Annotated in this window: 14 protein-coding genes; 7 read left to right on the top strand and 7 right to left on the bottom strand. The window is 66.9% G+C overall.

All coding sequences use genetic code 11. From position 1 onward, the window contains the following. Nucleotides 1–4 precede the first annotated feature (4 nt). Complete coding sequence (locus AC1ROX_RS20585; RefSeq protein ID WP_493128567.1) at nucleotides 5–934, bottom strand: hypothetical protein; 930 nt, start codon at nucleotides 932–934, stop codon at nucleotides 5–7. 67 nt (nucleotides 935–1,001) lie between these two features. On the opposite strand from AC1ROX_RS20585, the gene AC1ROX_RS20580 reads away from it, so the two are divergent. Beyond that, nucleotides 1,002–2,810 (top strand): ABC-F family ATP-binding cassette domain-containing protein, encoded by a 1,809-nt coding sequence (locus AC1ROX_RS20580; RefSeq protein WP_493128565.1) that lies wholly within the window; start codon nucleotides 1,002–1,004, stop codon nucleotides 2,808–2,810. A 223-nt stretch (nucleotides 2,811–3,033) separates the two neighbouring features. On the opposite strand, the gene AC1ROX_RS20575 is transcribed toward AC1ROX_RS20580, so the two are convergent. Together AC1ROX_RS20575 and AC1ROX_RS20570 are read right to left on the bottom strand one after the other, a co-directional pair. After that, nucleotides 3,034–4,461, bottom strand: a complete 1,428-nt coding sequence (locus AC1ROX_RS20575) for a M20 family metallopeptidase (RefSeq protein ID WP_493128561.1) — start codon at nucleotides 4,459–4,461, stop codon at nucleotides 3,034–3,036. A 433-nt stretch (nucleotides 4,462–4,894) separates the two neighbouring features. Then, nucleotides 4,895–6,013 (bottom strand): hypothetical protein, encoded by a 1,119-nt coding sequence (locus AC1ROX_RS20570; protein WP_493128559.1) that lies wholly within the window; start codon nucleotides 6,011–6,013, stop codon nucleotides 4,895–4,897. Nucleotides 6,014–6,142: 129 nt separating this feature from the next. On the opposite strand from AC1ROX_RS20570, the gene AC1ROX_RS20565 reads away from it, so the two are divergent. Both AC1ROX_RS20565 and AC1ROX_RS20560 read left to right on the top strand, forming a co-directional pair. Next, on the top strand, nucleotides 6,143–7,726 hold the full coding sequence (locus AC1ROX_RS20565) for a peptide chain release factor 3 (protein WP_493128557.1): 1,584 nt from the start codon (nucleotides 6,143–6,145) through the stop codon (nucleotides 7,724–7,726). A gap of 203 nt (nucleotides 7,727–7,929) precedes the next feature. Next, nucleotides 7,930–9,645, top strand: a complete 1,716-nt coding sequence (locus AC1ROX_RS20560; RefSeq protein WP_493128555.1) for an N-acyl-D-amino-acid deacylase family protein — start codon at nucleotides 7,930–7,932, stop codon at nucleotides 9,643–9,645. A 139-nt stretch (nucleotides 9,646–9,784) separates the two neighbouring features. On the opposite strand, the gene AC1ROX_RS20555 is transcribed toward AC1ROX_RS20560, so the two are convergent. Both AC1ROX_RS20555 and AC1ROX_RS20550 read right to left on the bottom strand, forming a co-directional pair. Next, nucleotides 9,785–10,624 (bottom strand): amidohydrolase family protein, encoded by an 840-nt coding sequence (locus tag AC1ROX_RS20555; RefSeq protein ID WP_493128553.1) that lies wholly within the window; start codon nucleotides 10,622–10,624, stop codon nucleotides 9,785–9,787. 20 nt (nucleotides 10,625–10,644) lie between these two features. Continuing rightward, on the bottom strand, nucleotides 10,645–11,868 hold the full coding sequence (locus AC1ROX_RS20550; protein ID WP_493128551.1) for a CaiB/BaiF CoA transferase family protein: 1,224 nt from the start codon (nucleotides 11,866–11,868) through the stop codon (nucleotides 10,645–10,647). 116 nt (nucleotides 11,869–11,984) lie between these two features. Between AC1ROX_RS20550 and AC1ROX_RS20545 the strand changes: the two genes are divergently transcribed. The 4 genes from AC1ROX_RS20545 (at nucleotide 11,985) to AC1ROX_RS20530 (ending at nucleotide 13,790) form a co-directional block, all read left to right on the top strand. Next, entirely contained in the window at nucleotides 11,985–12,335 is a 351-nt protein-coding gene (locus AC1ROX_RS20545) for a RidA family protein (RefSeq protein ID WP_493128549.1), read from the top strand. A gap of 8 nt (nucleotides 12,336–12,343) precedes the next feature. Further along, nucleotides 12,344–12,748, top strand: coding sequence for a VOC family protein (locus AC1ROX_RS20540; protein WP_493128547.1), 405 nt, complete (start codon nucleotides 12,344–12,346; stop codon nucleotides 12,746–12,748). 70 nt (nucleotides 12,749–12,818) lie between these two features. Beyond that, nucleotides 12,819–13,166, top strand: coding sequence for a RidA family protein (locus AC1ROX_RS20535; protein ID WP_493110180.1), 348 nt, complete (start codon nucleotides 12,819–12,821; stop codon nucleotides 13,164–13,166). A gap of 129 nt (nucleotides 13,167–13,295) precedes the next feature. Further along, nucleotides 13,296–13,790, top strand: a complete 495-nt coding sequence (locus AC1ROX_RS20530) for a hypothetical protein (protein ID WP_493128545.1) — start codon at nucleotides 13,296–13,298, stop codon at nucleotides 13,788–13,790. Nucleotides 13,791–13,842: 52 nt separating this feature from the next. On the opposite strand, the gene AC1ROX_RS20525 is transcribed toward AC1ROX_RS20530, so the two are convergent. Then, on the bottom strand, nucleotides 13,843–15,258 hold the full coding sequence (locus AC1ROX_RS20525) for an FAD-binding oxidoreductase (RefSeq protein WP_493128543.1): 1,416 nt from the start codon (nucleotides 15,256–15,258) through the stop codon (nucleotides 13,843–13,845). A 71-nt stretch (nucleotides 15,259–15,329) separates the two neighbouring features. Next, complete coding sequence (locus AC1ROX_RS20520; protein WP_493128541.1) at nucleotides 15,330–16,718, bottom strand: amidase family protein; 1,389 nt, start codon at nucleotides 16,716–16,718, stop codon at nucleotides 15,330–15,332. Nucleotides 16,719–16,793: the final 75 nt, after the last annotated feature.

Below are 16,793 nucleotides of genomic sequence, written 5' to 3'. Positions count from 1 at the left end.
CCCTTCATGCCAGTGCGTCGTCCAGCCCGTCAAACACCGCCCGCGCGCCGCGCCACTGGTAGCGTACGCACGGAAACGGCAGATGCTCCAGCGCGCCATTCTCCGCGCCGGGCAGGTCGAGCGGCGCGACGAGGATCGGCTTCACCTTCGTGCCCTGGCGCGCCGCGGCGAGCGACAGCCAACCGATAGCCAGTGCCACTTCCTCGGGCTGGCCATCCGCAATCAGCCCGAACAGCGGTCGCGGTCCATCGGGACCGACCGAGAAGAGATCGGTCGTGCCGCCGAACACGCCGCGCTTGGTGAGTTCCTCGTAGAGCGCCGCATCGACCAGTGCGCGATCGCAGGCGGCGGCCGGCGGGATGCGCGTCGAGGGATCGGTGCAGAGCGCGGTCTGCAAGGGCGCCGCGCCGCCCGCCTTGTAGCGGCGCACCGCGTCGACGAAGCGGCCGAGCAGCCGGGTGAGGCGTGGACTGTCGATTGGCGCCACGATCAGCGCCTCGCTCTCATCGCCATCGGGCCATTTGACGGGGCGCCACACGCCGTAGGCTAAAAATTCGCGGAAGCCTTCCATGCTCTGGCCCGGCCGCGCGCCGCCCATACGGCCGGAATGGGCGAGATAGAGCGCGCCGTCGCGATCCTCGACGATGAGGCCCGCCAGCTTCCGGTCGGCGCCGCCGCGCGGCAGGTTGATCTCGCAGGTGATGCTCTCGCGCCGCGACGGCGGCTCGGGCGCATGGCCGAGGACCAGCGCATCGCGCGTGTGGCGCGGCTCGACCGCCCACCAGAAGCCATCGTCGCGCGCCCAGTGGATGGTCGTGCGCAATTCGCCGCCGCGCCAGGTCAGTCGCACGCCACGCGCGGGAACGCCCTGCAAGGCGCCATGCAGGCGCCTGATGGCACGATCGATCCGCTTCGGCTCCTCCACGACGAGCATGGCGCGACCATAGCGCGGCTCTGGCCCTTGCCGATGTGGACAGGTTCGGCCAATACAGCCCGCTCCCATGGCCGATCCGCCCCTCCTCGCGCTCAGCGATATCCGTTTCCATCTCGGCGACCAGACGATCCTGGCCGGCGTCGACCTCGGCATCGCGCCGGGCGAGCGCCTGTCGCTGGTCGGCCGCAATGGCGCCGGCAAGTCGACCCTGCTGCGCATCCTGGCGGGCGCGCCGATCGCCGATTCGGGTGAGCGCTTCGCCCAACCCGGTGCCACCGTCGCCACCCTGCCGCAGGAGCCGGACTTCACCGGCCACGCCACGGTCGGCGACTACGTCGCCTCGGCGCTCACCGATTCGCTGGGACCGGACGATTACCGCGTCGCCGCCATCCTCGAGGACATGAAGCTCGATAGCGGTCGCGATCCGACCACGCTCTCCGGTGGCGAGGCGCGCCGCGCGGCGCTGGCCCGCGTCCTGATCGGCGAGCCCGACGTGATGCTGCTCGACGAGCCGACCAACCATCTCGACCTGCCGACCATCGAATGGCTGGAGGAGAAGCTCTCGAAGTGGCGCGGCGCCTACGTGCTGGTGAGCCACGACCGGCGCTTCCTCACCAACCTGACGCGGGCCGTGCTGTGGCTCGACCGTGGCATCGTGCGCCGCCTCGACAGGGGCTATGGCGAGTTCGAGGCCTGGTCGAACGACATCATCGAGCGCGAGGCCACGGAGCGGCACAAGCTCGACCGGCTGATCGAGCGCGAGACCGAATGGGCCGGCAAGTCGATCCGCGCCCGCCGCACGCGCAACGAGGGCCGCCTGCGCGCGCTCGCGGCGCTCCGCCAGCAGCGCAGCCAGCAGATCGGCCCTGTCGGCCGCGCCACCATCGAGGCCGGCAGCGCCGAGGCCTCGGGCGCGCTGGTCGTCACGGCGCGCAACATCACCAAGCGCTGGGGCGACAAGACCATCGTCCAGGATTTCTCGACGCGCATCTTCCGCAAGAACCGCATCGGTCTCATTGGGCCGAACGGTGCCGGCAAGACGACCCTGCTCAAGATGCTGATGGGCGAGCTCGAGCCCGACAGCGGCACGGTGAAGCTCGGCGCCAACCTGATGCCGGTGGTGATCGACCAGCGCCGCATCGGCCTCGATCCTGACAAGACGCCGTGGGAGACGCTGGCCGACCGCAACGACCATGTGCTGGTGCGTGGGCATCTCACCCATGTGATGACCTACCTGCGCGAGTACCTGTTCCGCGACGAGCAGGCCCGCCAGCCGGTGCGCACCCTGTCGGGCGGCGAGCGCAACCGCCTGCTGCTGGCGAAGGCGCTGGCCGCGCCCTCCAACATGATCGTGCTCGACGAGCCGACCAACGACCTCGATGCCGACACGCTCGACCTCCTGCAGGAAGCGCTCGACGATTACGACGGCACCGTCCTGCTGGTGAGCCACGACCGCGACTTCCTCGACCGGCTCGTCACCTCGACCATCGTGCTCGAAGGCGACGGCACGGCGACCGAGTATGCCGGCGGCTACAGCGATTACGTGGCCCAGCGCGGGCCGAGGGTGGAGCCGACGGGCGTCACGCCGTCACGCGCGAAGGTGAAGGCTGCGCCGGCAAAGGAGAGCGGACAGGGCAAGGCACGCCTCGGCTACAAGCGCGAACGCGCCCTGGTCGAACTGCCGAAGAAGATCGAAGCCCTGCAGGCCGAGGTCGCGACCCTGCAACAGGCTTTGGCCGACCCCGACCTCTACCGCCGCGATCCCAAACGCTTCCAGTCCAGCACCACCCGCATCGGCGCTGCCCAAGCCGAGATCGAGGCTGCCGAGACGGAATGGCTCGAACTCGAGATGCTGCGCGAGGAACTGAATTCCTGAATCATATTCGAAAGGTCCCTCGCTTACGCTCGGGATGACAATTTTGTTGGGATTTGCGCAGTGCGCTGATCAGACAAACGGTGTCATCCCGAGCGTAAGCGAGGGACCCTTGCATACCCGAATACCGCGCAGGGCAGCGGCGCCTTTTCGATTCGTTCGTTTCGTTTATTTCGTTTGTTTCGTTTATCGAGCCCAACCACGCTCTGCCCGAAGCGACGGAGTGTTACTTCTTCTCCCGCTCGTAATGCGCCGCGATCATCAGCGCGGTCGCGACCGTCACCTTCTTGCCCGTGGGAATGTGCAGGAACTCGTTGGGCCCATGCGCATTCGAGTGCGGGCCGAGTATACCCGTTATCACGAACTGCGTCCTGGGAAACTTGTCGCCCAGCATGCCCATGAACGGGATCGTGCCGCCTTCGCCCATGTAGGCGACCGGCTCGCCGAACGCCTCCTGCGAGGCGTCGGTCACGGCCCTCTCCAGCCACGGCGCCAGCGGCGGCGCGTGCCAGCCGCTCTGGCCGCCTTCGCCGGCGTCGAACTCGACCGTGGCGCCGTAGGGCGGATCGGATTCCAGCGCCTTCTTCATCGCCTTCACGGCTTCCTTGGCGTCGAGCGTCGGCGGCGTGCGCACGCTGATCTTGGCCTCGGTATACGGCAGCAGCACGTTGCCGGCATCGATCGGCTCGGGATAGCCCGCCATGCCGACCGTCGCGAGCTGCGGCCGCCAGGTCCGGTTCAGCACCATCTGGCCGAGATCCTCGACCATCGGCCTGGTCGTGCCGGCGAAGGGGAACTTGCGATAGACCTCGTCGCCCAGCACGCGCGCCGCTTCCGAGGCCTGCGCGATGCGCTGCGGCGGGATCTGCACGAAGAGTTCCGGCAGCTTCATCTCGCCGGTCGCCTCGTCCTCCAGGCGCGTCAGCAGCGCGCGCGTGATCCGGAACGAGGAGGGCACGATTCCCGACGCGTCGCCCGAGTGAACGCCCTCGTTCAGCACCCGCACCTTCAGCGTGCCGGCCGCGATGCCGCGCAGTGACGTGGTGAGCCACATCCGGTCCCAGTCGCCGCAGCCCGAATCGAGGCAGACCACCAGCGACGGATCGCCGATCCGGTCGAGCAGGTGGTCGACATAGAAGGGTAGGTCGTAGCTGCCGGATTCCTCGCAGCCCTCGATCATGATGACGCAACGGGCGCGCGGCACCTTCTGCTCTTGCAGCGCCAACAACGCCGCGAAACAGGCATAGATCGCGTAGCCGTCGTCGGCGCCGCCGCGGCCGTAGAGCTTGTCGTCCTTGCGCACCGGGATCCACGGCCCCATGCCCTCGGCCCAGCCCTTCATCTCGGGCTGCTTGTCGAGATGGCCGTAGAGCAGGACGGTGTCGTCGTTGTCGTCGCCCGGGATCTCGATGAAGATCAGCGGCGTGCGCCCCGGCAGCCGCACCACCTCCATCGTCGCGCCCGCGATGGCGGCGACGTGCGGACGTGCCCAGTCGGTCATCAGCGTGACCGCCTGCTCCATGTAGCCGTTCTCTTCCCATTTGGGATCGAAGGACGGCGACTTGTTGGGGATGCGGATGTACTCGGTGAGCGACGGCAGGATCTGGTCATCCCAGAAGCTGCCGATGAAGGTCTTGAGCTGGTCGGGGTTCATGGGCGGGAGTTTAGCGCTGCGGTTGGCCCGTGTAAGCACTCGACCGTCCTTTCTGCCCGCGAAGCCGGGAACTCGCGCGACGTTTGGGCAGGCGGAGTGGGGGTGTATTCTATATGCTTTTTCTGGGTCGCGCGGTGCTGGAAGGTCAATGGCAACCCTGCTGCACGAGGTCTGGGTAGAGGTCGATGAGGATGGCCAGTCTCTGGAAAGCTGTTGCCTGGCTGGTCCTGACGGCGACGACTTTCGACGCTCGCTGTCATCGGACGCCTGGCTGATACATACTTTCCCAGCCGGAAGTCACTTCGAAGCGATGACGACCCTTCATCGACTCTTGGGTCGAGAGGCCTACGCGACCGAACACGATTGGGATTGCCAGCCATACCCTGAAGAATGGCGCGCTCGGCAGGTGCACGACGCCTAGGGCTCAGCCCGCTCAGGTTCCCGCAGCCGGTTTTACTTGAATGTCCTCAGCCTTTTTCTCCAGCTCGTCCTCAGCCGGTTTGTCTGCCTCGTCCTTGTTGGGTTCCTCTGCCTGGCCCTCGGTAGGCTTCTCCGCTTCGTCCTTGGCGGGTTCCTCTACCTCGTCCTTCGTGGGCGCCACTGCCTCGTCCTTCGTGGGTTCCTCTATCTCATCCACGGCCGGCTTTTCCGGTTCGTCCTTCGCAGGCCTTTCCGGCTCAACATTGGCCGGATCGAACCATGAGGCGGCGCGGTCGAAGGCGGCGACGAGGGAGGCGGCTTCGACGGGATCGACGAGGGTTTCGAAGCCGTGGAGGATGTTGTTGCGGATGCGGCGCAGCGTATCGAGCTGCTGGAGCTTGTCTTTCGACAGGTTGAAGCGCGGCTCGTCGAACAGGCTTTCGAGCGAGGCGGTCCGGTCGTCGGCGATGTCCGCGTGGCGCTTGACCTCGCGCTCGAAGTTCACGGCCGCGTTCAGCACGGCCTGGTAGGGCATCTTCAGGTCGAGCAGCTGTTTCGGCGCCAGCGCCTCTACGGGCGTCCGCTTGCTGGGTGAATGGGCGAGGTTGCGGAAGAGCGGGCGCTGGCCGTCTTCGGGCTTTTCCGGCTCGGGCTCCGGCAGGGCGCCCAGCTCCTTCAGTTCCTCGACGCCGACCCGGATGCTGACGAAATCGTTGGCGGGTTTCGGTGGCGCAGGTGGAGTCGGCGGCGGGGCAGGCGCTGGGGTCGGCTCGGCGATGGGCTCGACGATTGGCTCTACAGTCGGCGCGGCGATGAGCGCGGGCGCCGGCTCCGGTTCCTTTTCCGGCGCTTTCTCGGGCGCGGGCAGCTTGAGCGGCTCCGGCGTGGGAGCCGGCACGGCTTGCGGGACGGGCTGCTGCTCGCTCCGTGCCGTCCGCGCGGCGCGCAGGACCAGGCCCTGCGCGGCCAGGATGCAGAAGAAAGCCACGCCGCCCGCCGTCACGCCGTCGAGCGGCATCTGCTTGGCCTGCGCCACGATCGTGCCGTAGGCGACGCCGCCGGCCAGCGGGAGCACCAGCTCTTTCAGCACGCGCAGCGCGATTGGCGTACCGCCAGCCTTCGTCTTGTCCATTGACCCCAATCCATTCGGCCCGGCCACGCGCGGCCGGAAAAATCCCGCGCCGTACTAACAAACCGCCCGAGTTGACGCCACCGGACCTGTCCGCTACCCCCTCGCCACCCCCGAAGGACCCCGCAAAAAGTGCCCGATTCCGCCGCTTCTCCCGCATCCGACGCCCGTCTGGCCGGCCATCCTGCCGGTCTGCGGCGCACGTTTGCCATCATCTCGCATCCCGACGCCGGCAAGACGACGCTGACGGAAAAGCTGCTGCTGTTCGGCGGCGCCATCCACGTCGCGGGTGCCGTGAAGGCGCGCGGCGAGGCGCGGCGGGCGCGCTCGGACTGGATGAAGATCGAGCAGCAGCGCGGCATCTCGGTCACCACCTCGGTGATGCATTTCGAGTATGGCGGCGCGGTCTTCAACCTGCTCGACACGCCGGGCCACGAGGACTTCTCCGAGGACACCTACCGCACCCTGACCGCCGTCGATTCGGCGGTGATGGTGATCGACGCCGCCAAGGGCATCGAGGCGCGCACCCGCAAGCTGTTCGAGATCTGCCGCCTGCGCGACGTGCCGATCGTCACCTTCATCAACAAGATGGACCGCGAGTCCAAGGATCCGATCGAGCTTCTGGACGAGGTCGCCTCGACCCTGGCGCTCGACGTCTCGCCCATGACCTGGCCGACCGGCTCGGGCCAGAATTTCAAGGGCACCTACGATCTCGCCAACAACCGCATGCTGGTGTTCGACAACACCGACAGGAGCCGCATCGGCGAGGTGATCGAGAACTACCAGATCTCCGATCCCGACTTCGCCGAGGAAGTCGAGCTGGTGCGCGCGGGCTATCCGGCCTTCGATCTCGAGAGCTATCGCGCCGGCCATCTGTCGCCGGTGTTCTTCGGCTCAGCCTACAACAATTTCGGCGTGAAGGAATTGCTTGATGCGATCGCGGCCTGGGCGCCGCCGCCGCGCCCGCAGCCGGCCGAGCCGCGGCCCATCGAGCCGACCGAGCCCAAGGTCTCGGGCTTCGTGTTCAAGGTCCAGGCCAACATGGATCCCAACCATCGCGACCGCATCGCCTTCCTGCGCCTGTGCAGCGGCAAGTTCCGCCGCGGGATGAAGCTGACGCAGATGGGCACGTCCAAGGTCCTGTCGGTCAACTCGCCGATCCTGTTCTTCGCCCGCGAGCGCGAGATCGTCGACGAGGCCTGGCCCGGCGACATCATCGGCATTCCCAACCACGGCGTGCTGCGGGTCGGGGACACGCTGACCGAAGGGGAGACGCTCAAGATCACCGGCATTCCGAACTTCGCACCGGAAATCCTCCGCCGCGTGCGGCTGGAGGACCCGATGAAGTCCAAGCAGCTCAGGCGCGCGCTGGAGGATCTGGCGGAAGAGGGCGTGACCCAGGTGTTCCGCCGCGTGATCGGCGGCGACCATATCGTGGGCGTCGTCGGCGAACTGCAGCTCGATGTGCTCAAGACCCGCGTCGAGGCCGAGTACAACGTCCATATCGACCTCGAGCCCGCGCCGTTCGAGACCGCCCGCTGGATCTCCGCCGAGACCAAGGCCGATCTGGAAGAGTTCATGTCAGCCAACCGCGGCGGCATGTCCGAGGACCGCGATGGCTCGCCGGTGTTCCTCGCGCGCAACGCGTGGGAGCTGGGATACATCGCCGAGAAGAGCCCGAAGGTGAAGTTCTCGGACATTCGCGAACGTTCTTAGCTGGGGGCGCGCCACTCCAGTGGCGCGTCTTCTTCTTGAATCATGATCGCGCCACTGGAGTGGCGCGCCCCCGGCGCTAGAGTCTCTCTATCATTTCGCTGCCCTTAGAATAGCAGTACGCCTGTAATGCATGGCTCCGGGCTTTCTATGCCCGGCCGTGTGTGGAAGTCTTACCGTCCCATTACAGAACAGCGGGACAGGCCATGCACGACATCGTCATTCGGGGCGGCACCATCGTCGATGGCACGGGCGCAGCGGCGTTCCAGGGCGACGTCGCGATCGACGGCGACAAGATCGTTCAGGTCGGCGGCAAGGCGGGTCCGGCCAAGCGTGAGGTCAAGGCCGAGGGCCGGCTGGTCACGCCGGGCTGGGTCGACGTCCACACCCACTATGACGGCCAGGCCACCTGGGATCCCGTTCTAGCACCGTCCTCGTGGCATGGCGCCACGACCCTCGTGTTCGGCAATTGCGGGGTCGGCTTCGCGCCGGTGCGCAACGAGCACCAGAAGGCCCTGATCGAGATGATGGAGGGCGTCGAGGACATCCCCGGCATCACCCTCACCGAAGGCCTCAAGTGGGACTGGGAGAGCTTCCCGGAATATCTCGACGCGCTGGAGCGCCTCCCGCGCACCATCGATATTGGCGCCCAGGTCGCCCACCATCCGCTGCGCGTCTATGCGATGGGCGAGCGCGCCATCAATCGCGAGATGGCGACGGCCGAGGATATCGAGCTGATGGCCCGGCTCACCGAGGAGGCGCTGAAGGCGGGCGCCGTCGGCTTCACCACCAGCCGCACCGACCAGCACAAGACGCTCGCCGGCGACCTGGTGCCCGGCCGCTATGCCGAGCACGAGGAGCTGATCGCGATCGGCAAGGCGATGGGGCGGGCCGGCGTCGGCACCTTCGGCTTCCTGTCCGACTTCAATGACGAGAAGGCGGAATGGAGCTGGATCCGCGAGGTCGCCAAGGAGAGCGGCCGGCCGGTCTGGTTCCTGCTCACCGATCGCAGCTACGACCCGCAGCGCTACAAGCGCCTGATGGACGGCGTGCGCGCCTGCCGCGCGGACAACCTGCCGCTCTATGCCCAGGTCGCGGGGCGCCCCGTGGGCCTGACGCTCGGCCTCAACACCTCGCTCAATCCGTTCGGCCTGCGCGAAGGCTATGCGGAGCTGGCCCATCTGCCGCCGGCCGAGATGCTGGCCAAGCTGCGCACGCCGGACGTGCGCCGCCTGATCCTGTCGCAGGAGGCCTCGCCGCGCCTGCTCGAGGTGCTGCCGCCGCTGTCGCGCCAGATCGCGACGCGGTGGGACCGCATGTATCCGCTGGGCGACAGACCGGATTACGAGCCCGCGCCGGAGCGCAGCATCGAAGCGCTGGCCACGGCCGCGGGCGTGACGCCGCAGGAATATTGCTACGACTATCTGACCGGCGCCGAGAACCGCATGGTCTACTTCCCCGTCACCAACTACGTGCACGGCGATCTCGAGGTCGTACGCGAGATGATCGAGGATCCGCACACCATCCTCGGCCTGTCCGACGGCGGCGCGCATTGCGGCGTGATCTGCGATGCCTCGCTCAACACCTCGATGCTGCAGCACTGGGTGCGTGACCGCACGCGCGGACCGCGCCTCGGTCTCGAGTTCGTGGTGAAGCGCATGACCAGCAGCACCGCCGACTTCTATGGCTTCAAGGATCGCGGCCGCCTGCAGCCCGGCATGAAGGCGGACGTCAACGTCATCGACTTCGACGGCCTCAACCTGCACAGCCCGAAGATGATCTTTGACCTGCCGGCCGGCGGCCGCCGCCTGGTCCAGAGCGTCGACGGCTACGACATGACGATCTGCTCCGGCACGCCGATCTTCGAGAAGGGCATTGAGACCGGCGCGCGTCCGGGCAAGCTGGTCCGCTCGACGGCCTGATCAAATTGAAAAGAGCGCGGCACTCACGTGCCGCGCTCTTTTTCTTGTCATCCTGAGCGAAGCGAAGGATCTCGCGCTCGCCAAGGAGTCCGCTGGTCGATCTGCTAGGTCCTTCGCTGCGCTCAGGACGACATAGTTTTTACCTCTTCGGCGACCAGCCGTAAGCCTTGGTGCAGGCGCCGCCCATCAGCATGGCGCGTTCGCTGTCGCTCAGCGTCTTGGTCTCCAGGAACGGCTTCACCGCGTTCTCGTAGTTCACGACGGCGAAGGCGCGCGTCCAGTCGGTGCCCCACAGGCAGCGCTCGAAGCCCCAGGCGTCGAACACGCGCTTCAGCGGATCCCAGATGTCGGGGAACGGGTAGGGCTGCTTGGAGAGGGTGCAGGCGCCGCTCACCTTGATCACGGCGTTCGGGCGCTTGGCGAGGTCGAGGATCTTCGGCAGGTCGGCCCACGGCTCGGCGGGCGCCGGCGGATCGCGCGGCTGCAGCAGGCCGAGATGGTCGACGATGAAGCGCGTATTGGGATGGCGGTCGATGATCTTGATGCCGTCGTCGACCCTGCCCCAGAACAGGAAGTTGAGCGGCAGGTCGTAGTCCACGGCGGCCTTACAGATGCGGTCGAGGCCGGGATGATCGGGCGCGCGCTTCTCCTCCTCGCGCAGGAAGATGCGGATGCCGACGGCGCCCTTCGTCTCCTTCCACTTCGCGACCACGTCGGCGACGTTCGCATCGTCCGGATCGACCGGCTTGACGATGGCCATGCGACCGGGATGCTGGCGCGCCACTTCCTCGGCGTAGCTGCCGTCGTAACGGTACATCGAGAAGGACGAGATGAAGATCGCGCCGTCGACGCCGACCTTGTCCATCGCCGCGACCATCTCGTCGCCGGTCACGTGAGGCGGCCAGTTCGGCACCGTCGCCCACGGCCGCTTCGGGGTGTTCGCTTCGTACGCATGGACCTGCGAGTCGATGATCGGCATGGCGTTTCCTCTTTCGTTCGTTACTTCTTCTTCCGTTCCGTAACAGGCACTGTGACCTCATCGGTACGCAGACGCACCAGCTCGTCGGCCTGCAGGCCTAAAAGTTCGCCCAGCACCGCATCCGTATGCTGCCCGAGTGTCGGTGCCGGACGCTTGATCTCGGACTTGCCGCCGGTGTGGAGGCGGATGGGGGAGATCGGCACGCGGGTCTTGCCGCGGCGCGGATGCTCGACATCGACCCAGAAGCCGCGCGCCTCGAGATGGGGATCGTAGGCGACCTCGCGCGCAGTCTTCACAGGAGCGCAAGGCACGCGAGCCTTGGTGAGCAGCGCCAGGACCTCGTCCTTGGTCTTGCCGATCGTCCAGGCGCCGACCATGTCGTCGATCACGGCCATGTTCCTGGCGCGGCCGGGCGTGGTCGTGAACTCGGGATTGGTGAGCAGGTCCTGGCGGCCCAGCATCTCGCACATCGACGTCCAGTGCCGCTCGGCCGAAGTGAAGATCGCGACATAGCCGTCGCGGCAGCGATAGGTGTTGTACGGCGCCATGGCGAGCGCGGGATGCCGGTTGCCGGTGCGGTCGGGCACGTTCTTGTCGCCGTCCATCACCGCGCCCAGTGCGGAGGCGATCGAGATCGCGCCCGCCTCGTGCATCGCGACCTCGACCCGCTGGCCCTTGCCCGTGCGCTCGCGCTGCACCAGCGCGCCCAGAATGCCGGCGCAGAGATGGATGCCGGCCAGGAAATCGCACACCGCGGCGCCGGCCTTCGTGGGCGGCCCGTCGGCGTCGCCGGTGGCGTTGGTGATGCCGCTCATCGCCTGGATGGTGACGTCCATCGCGGCGAGGTCGCGATAGGGACCGTCGAGGCCGAAGCCCGAGCTGCCGCCATAGACGAGGCGCGGGTTCAGCTTGCTCAGCACGTCGTAACCCAGGCCCAGCCGATCCATGACGCCCGCCGCGAAGTTCTCGATCAGCACGTCGGCCTTGGCCACGAGGTCGAGGAAGATCTCCTTGCCGCGCGGCTGCTTGAAGTCGAGGACGACCGACTCCTTGTTGGAATTCAGCATCACCAGCGGATAGGGCTCGACCTCGCGCTTGCGGCGGCGCACCACGTCGCCCTCCGGCGGCTCGATCTTGAGCACGCGCGCGCCCATGAAGGCGAGCTGCAGGCCGCAATAGGGGCCATTGTAGATCTGCCCGAGATCGAGGACGAGCATCCCGTCGAGCGGGCGCCTGATGGTCATGGGTGCGTTTTCTCCGATGCGCTGGGGAGACTGTATCGCGATCCGGCGGCGCGGGGAGGGCGGAGTGCGTTTCCGGTCCGTTGTGCGAGCGGAAAGGTCCCTTTAGGGTCCTTCGCATGAGCAGCATCAACCGAATCGACGTCGGCCCGCGCATGAGCGAGGCCGTCACCCTGGGCAACCGCATCTATTGCTCGGGCATGATCCCCGAGGATACGAGCGCCGACATCACCGGCCAGGTGCAGCAGGCGCTGGCCGAGATCGACTCCCTGCTGGCCAAGGGCGGCAGCGACAAGACCAAGATCCTGACCGCCACGATCTGGCTGAGCGATATCTCCGATTTTGCCGCCATGAATAAAGTTTGGGACGCCTGGGTCGTGCCCGGCCAGACGCCCGCCCGAGCCACCGTCCAGGCGAAGATGAACGACCCGAAGATGAAGGTCGAAATCATGGTCGTCGCGGCGATCTAGGAAGATCGATGCTCGACCATGTGTTTGTCACGGTCAGCGACGTTCGTCGTTCGATCGCCTTCTACGAGCAGGCACTGGCGCCGCTGCGGATCGGCCATGTTCTCGATTACGACGGCAAGAACGGGCCGCCGGGCCATCCGGACCTGAAAGGGTTCGGCCGCGACGGTCGCGTGTTCTTCTGGCTCAGGCCCGGTCAGGCCGACAGTCGTGCAGCCCATGTCGGCTTCGTGGCGTCCAATGAGGCCGAGGTCGATGCGTTCCATAGTGCCGCCATCGCGGCGGGAGGCACCGACAATGGCGCGCCGGGTCCACGGCTGCATTATGACCCACGCTACTACGCCGCCAATGTCTTCGATCCTGACGGTTACAGTCTCGAGGCGGTCTACAAATCCTGGCAGCATCCTCCCCGGTAAAGCCCTTTACGGGTGCGGCCCGTGATCTGCTAAGGTCCCGCCGCTTCGAATTCCAAGAAGGAGAAAGTCAATGAGCGTCACCCGTATCAACGCCGGCGCCCGCATGAGCAGCGCGGTGGTCCATGGCAACACGGTCTATCTCGCCGGCCTCACCGCCGACGACGCCAAGGCCGACGTGAAGGGCCAGACCAAGCAGATCCTCGACAAGGTCGACAAGTTCCTCAAGGAAGCCGGCACCGACAAGTCGAAGGTGCTCTCGGCCAACATCTGGCTGACCGACATCTCGACCTGGAGCCAGATGAACGAAGTCTGGGACGCCTGGGTCTCCCCCGGCAATGCCCCGGCCCGCGCCACGGTCGAAGCCAAGCTCGCGGCCCCCGGCCTCTCGGTCGAGATCATGATCCAGGCCGCCAAGTAAGGCGCGCCTGCTTCAAACGGAAAAGGGCCGGCATTTGCCGGCCCTTTTTTGTGTCCTGCGGCCCGAAGTAGCGTTGACGGTGTGCCCCGGCACCGGGTTCCCTCCCCTCGAACTCTGGGGAGAGGGTAGATGGTAGTTAAAATTGTGCTCGCGGGCCTGTGCTTTGCGGGAATGACGTCGATGGCGCTGGCGCAGAGCGGCCCGCAGCCTTACGGCAAGGGCTTCGACAACTGGAATTTCTCGCGAGAGAAGGAGGCGAGCGGCGTCACCAATTGCCGCGCCTTCCGCCGCGTCGGCGGCCGCGACGATATCATGGCGATGCGCACCGACGGCCACTCCTATCTCAGCGTCCGCGCCGAAGGCCGCAAGGGCAAGTTCCCCAAGTCCATCGTCGTTCCCCTGCGCGAGCCGGCGAACGGCATGCAATGGGACCTCCAGATCGAGGCCGACGGGAAACGCATGTGGGTCGCCATGCCGCCGGCGGCCATCGAGATCATCGCCGCCAAGGGTGGCTACAGCATGCTGCTGGGCGGCAGCGAGGACCGCGACGACGTCAACCTCGGCAAGAGCGCGCCTGCCGCCTGGAAGCGGGTCAAGGAATGCATCGTCGCCTCGGGCGGGTGAGTTCGCTCATCAACGGAAAAAGGCCGGCGATTGCCGGCGCTCCCCGCGATGACTAATTGATCGGGCCGATGATCTTGCCCGGGTTCATGATGTTGTCCGGGTCGATCGCCTTCTTGATCGAGCGCATCAGCGACATCGCCTCGCCATGCTCCTGGTAGAGGTACTTGATCTTGCCGATGCCGACGCCATGCTCGCCGGTGCAGGTCCCGCCGAGGTTCTGCGCCCGCGCAATCATGCGATCGTTGAGCGCTTCGGCGCGCGGCAGGTAGGTCGGGTCGTTCGGGTCGATCATCATGGTGAGATGGAAGTTGCCGTCGCCGACATGGCCGACGATCGGCGCGTACAGGTCGTTGGCCTGGATGTCCTTCTGCGTCTCGAGGATGCATTCGGCCAGGCGGCTGATCGGCACGCAGACGTCGGTCGCCCACATGCCCCAGCCCGGCTTGTAGGCCTTGGCGGCCCACGCCGCGTCGTGGCGGGCCTGCCACATCCTGCTGCGCTCCTCGGCCTGGCTGGTCCAGGCGAAGTGGCCGCCGCCATGCTCGTCGGCGATGGCCTGCACCATCTCGGCCTGTTCCTTGGTGCCGGCTTCGGTGCCGTGGAACTCCAGCAGCAGCAGGTTCTTCTGCGGCAGCGAGAGCTTGGAATACTGGTTCACCGTGTCGACGGTGTATGTGTCCATCAGCTCGATGCGCGCCACCGGGATGCCGGACTGGATGGTCTGGATCACGGTGTTGACCGCGCCCTCCAGCGTGTCGAAGGCGCAGGTCGCGGCGACCATCGATTCCGGCGTGCCGTAGAGGCGCAAGGTGATCTCGGTGATGACGCCCAGGGTGCCCTCGGAGCCCACGAACAGCTTCACCAGGTCATAGCCCGCGCTCGACTTCCGTGAGCGGCGGCCGAGCTGCATGATTCGCCCGTCGGGCGTCACCACCTGCAGCGACAGCACGTTCTCGCGCATCGTGCCGTAGCGCACGGCGTTGGTGCCCGAGGCGCGGGTGCTGGTCATGCCGCCGATCGAGGCGTCGGCGCCGGGATCGATCGGGAAGAACAGCCCGGTCGCGCGCAGGTACTCGTTGAGCTGCTTGCGGGTGACGCCGGGCTGGACCACCACGTCGAGGTCGGCCTCGTTGACCTGCAGCACCTTGTTCATGCGGCTGACGTCGAGCGAGATGCCGCCGTTGGGGGCGCTGATATGGCCCTCCAGCGAGGTGCCGGTGCCGAAGGGAATGATCGGCGTCTTGTGGCGGGCGCAGAGCTGGACGATCTGCTGCACTTCCTCGGTCGACTCGGCGAAGACCACCGCGTCCGGCAGATGCGCCTCGTGATACGAGATGTCCTTGCCATGCTGTTCGCGCACGGCGTGCGCGGTGCTGACCCGGTCGCCGTAGAGCGCCTTCAGTTCGGCGATCGTGGCATCGACCCCGGGGGAACGAGGCTGGGACGAAGCGTGCGCGGCGGCAACCATGACGGACTCCACGAAAGGAGACTTTGGATAGGCTGCCGGGGCGGGCGACGCAAGGGTAGCAAAGGGGCGGTTCAGAGCGCTCCGGGTGGCCGAAAGGTGCCGAATTCGCCTTCCAGGACCTGGCAGACCGATAGCAGGAACGCGTCGGCGCGCGGACCGGCGACGATCTGCAGGCCGACCGGCAGTCCGTCGGCCAATCCGCAGGGCAGGCTGGCGGCCGGGACACCCGTCTGGTTCGCCCAGGAGGTGAAGCGCGGCAGCGGCGGGTCGAGCGGATCGAGGGTGGCGATCACCGGCGGTGCGATGCCGATCACCGGCGCCAGCAGGAGATCGTAGGTCTCGAAGAACTGGGCGATCCGGCTGCCCAGTTCGCCGCGGGTGACGACCGAGTCGACGAAAGCCTGGGACGGCAGGGCGTTACCGATGTCCACGAGCTGCAGCATCGAGGGATCGAGCTGTGCTGCGCCCTCGCCCAGCCGCCGAGCCAGCCGGGCCGAGAAGGAGGTCCAATGGACGCGATGGACCTCGCCCAGGGCGGGGATCTCGGCCGGATGCGCGGGCTCAAGATGGGCGCCGAGCTTCTCGACGGTCCGGAAGGCCGCTTCGATGCAGGCTGCAATGCCGGGCTCGACCGTGGCGCCCGCCAGGCCGAGATCGGCGCTGATGGCGATCCGCAGGCCCTTCAGCCCATCGCGCGGCAGCGCCCTGGTGTAGTCGCAGCCGTCGGCGGGCAGGGCGTACCAGTCGCGGGCGTCGGCCCGTGTCAGGACGGTCATCATCGACGCCGCATCTGCCACGGTGCGGGTCATCGGCCCGATATGGCTGACCGTCGGAAAGGCGCCGCGCGGATGGTGGGGCACACGACCGAAGCTCGGCTTCAGGCCGAACGTGCCGGTCCAGGCCGCCGGCACGCGGATCGAGCCGCCGCCATCGGTGCCGACCGCCAGCGGCCCGAGGCCGGCCGCGATCGCTGCTGATGCCCCGCCGCTCGAGCCGCCGGGGCTGCGCGCCGGGTCCCAGGGATTGCGCGTGATGCCGGTGAGCGGGCTGTCGGTCACTACCTTGTGGGCATAGTCGGGCAGGGTGGTCTTGCCGAAGACCACTGCGCCGGCCTCGCGCAGCCGTGCGACGCAGGGACTGTCCCCGCCCCGCGTGTCCGTCTCGGCGATGGCGCGCGAGCCGAAGCGGGTCGGCATTCCCGCAGCATAGATATTGTCCTTGATCGAGACGGGTACGCCGTCGAGCGGCCCCAGCGGAGCGCCGGCCTTCCAGCGCTTCTCCGACTCGAGCGAAGCGGCGCGCGCGCCTTTCGGATCGAGAGCGCAGAACGCGTTCAGCCGGCCTTGCGTCTCCTCGATGCGCGCCAGAACCGCCGTCAACGCTTCCACCGGCGAAAGGGTGCGGCGGGCAAAGGCGTCCGCGAGTTCAGCGGCGTCGAGATCGGCGGATGAACGGTCCATGGCGAATCCTCTCATGACGGGCCGGCGCTTGACGGCTTCAATCCTATTTATAATAATAAATAGATTAATTCACAA

The sequence above is a fragment of the Reyranella sp. GW821-FHT14A01 genome (assembly GCF_058803965.1).
This window is presented reverse-complemented; position numbering and strand designations above follow the sequence as displayed.

Excerpts from the sequence above, each read along its gene's own strand:
- AC1ROX_RS20585 (WP_493128567.1), bottom strand. The coding sequence starts at position 934 with ATGCTCGTCGTGGAGGAGCCGAAGCGGATCGATCGTGCCATCAGGCGC.
- AC1ROX_RS20580 (WP_493128565.1), top strand. The coding sequence starts at position 1,002 with ATGGCCGATCCGCCCCTCCTCGCGCTCAGCGATATCCGTTTCCATCTC.
- AC1ROX_RS20575 (WP_493128561.1), bottom strand. The coding sequence starts at position 4,461 with ATGAACCCCGACCAGCTCAAGACCTTCATCGGCAGCTTCTGGGATGAC.
- AC1ROX_RS20570 (WP_493128559.1), bottom strand. The coding sequence starts at position 6,013 with ATGGACAAGACGAAGGCTGGCGGTACGCCAATCGCGCTGCGCGTGCTG.
- AC1ROX_RS20560 (WP_493128555.1), top strand. The coding sequence starts at position 7,930 with ATGCACGACATCGTCATTCGGGGCGGCACCATCGTCGATGGCACGGGC.
- AC1ROX_RS20555 (WP_493128553.1), bottom strand. The coding sequence starts at position 10,624 with ATGCCGATCATCGACTCGCAGGTCCATGCGTACGAAGCGAACACCCCG.
- AC1ROX_RS20550 (WP_493128551.1), bottom strand. The coding sequence starts at position 11,868 with ATGACCATCAGGCGCCCGCTCGACGGGATGCTCGTCCTCGATCTCGGG.
- AC1ROX_RS20545 (WP_493128549.1), top strand. The coding sequence starts at position 11,985 with ATGAGCAGCATCAACCGAATCGACGTCGGCCCGCGCATGAGCGAGGCC.
- AC1ROX_RS20540 (WP_493128547.1), top strand. The coding sequence starts at position 12,344 with ATGCTCGACCATGTGTTTGTCACGGTCAGCGACGTTCGTCGTTCGATC.
- AC1ROX_RS20535 (WP_493110180.1), top strand. The coding sequence starts at position 12,819 with ATGAGCGTCACCCGTATCAACGCCGGCGCCCGCATGAGCAGCGCGGTG.
- AC1ROX_RS20530 (WP_493128545.1), top strand. The coding sequence starts at position 13,296 with ATGGTAGTTAAAATTGTGCTCGCGGGCCTGTGCTTTGCGGGAATGACG.
- AC1ROX_RS20525 (WP_493128543.1), bottom strand. The coding sequence starts at position 15,258 with ATGGTTGCCGCCGCGCACGCTTCGTCCCAGCCTCGTTCCCCCGGGGTC.
- AC1ROX_RS20520 (WP_493128541.1), bottom strand. The coding sequence starts at position 16,718 with ATGGACCGTTCATCCGCCGATCTCGACGCCGCTGAACTCGCGGACGCC.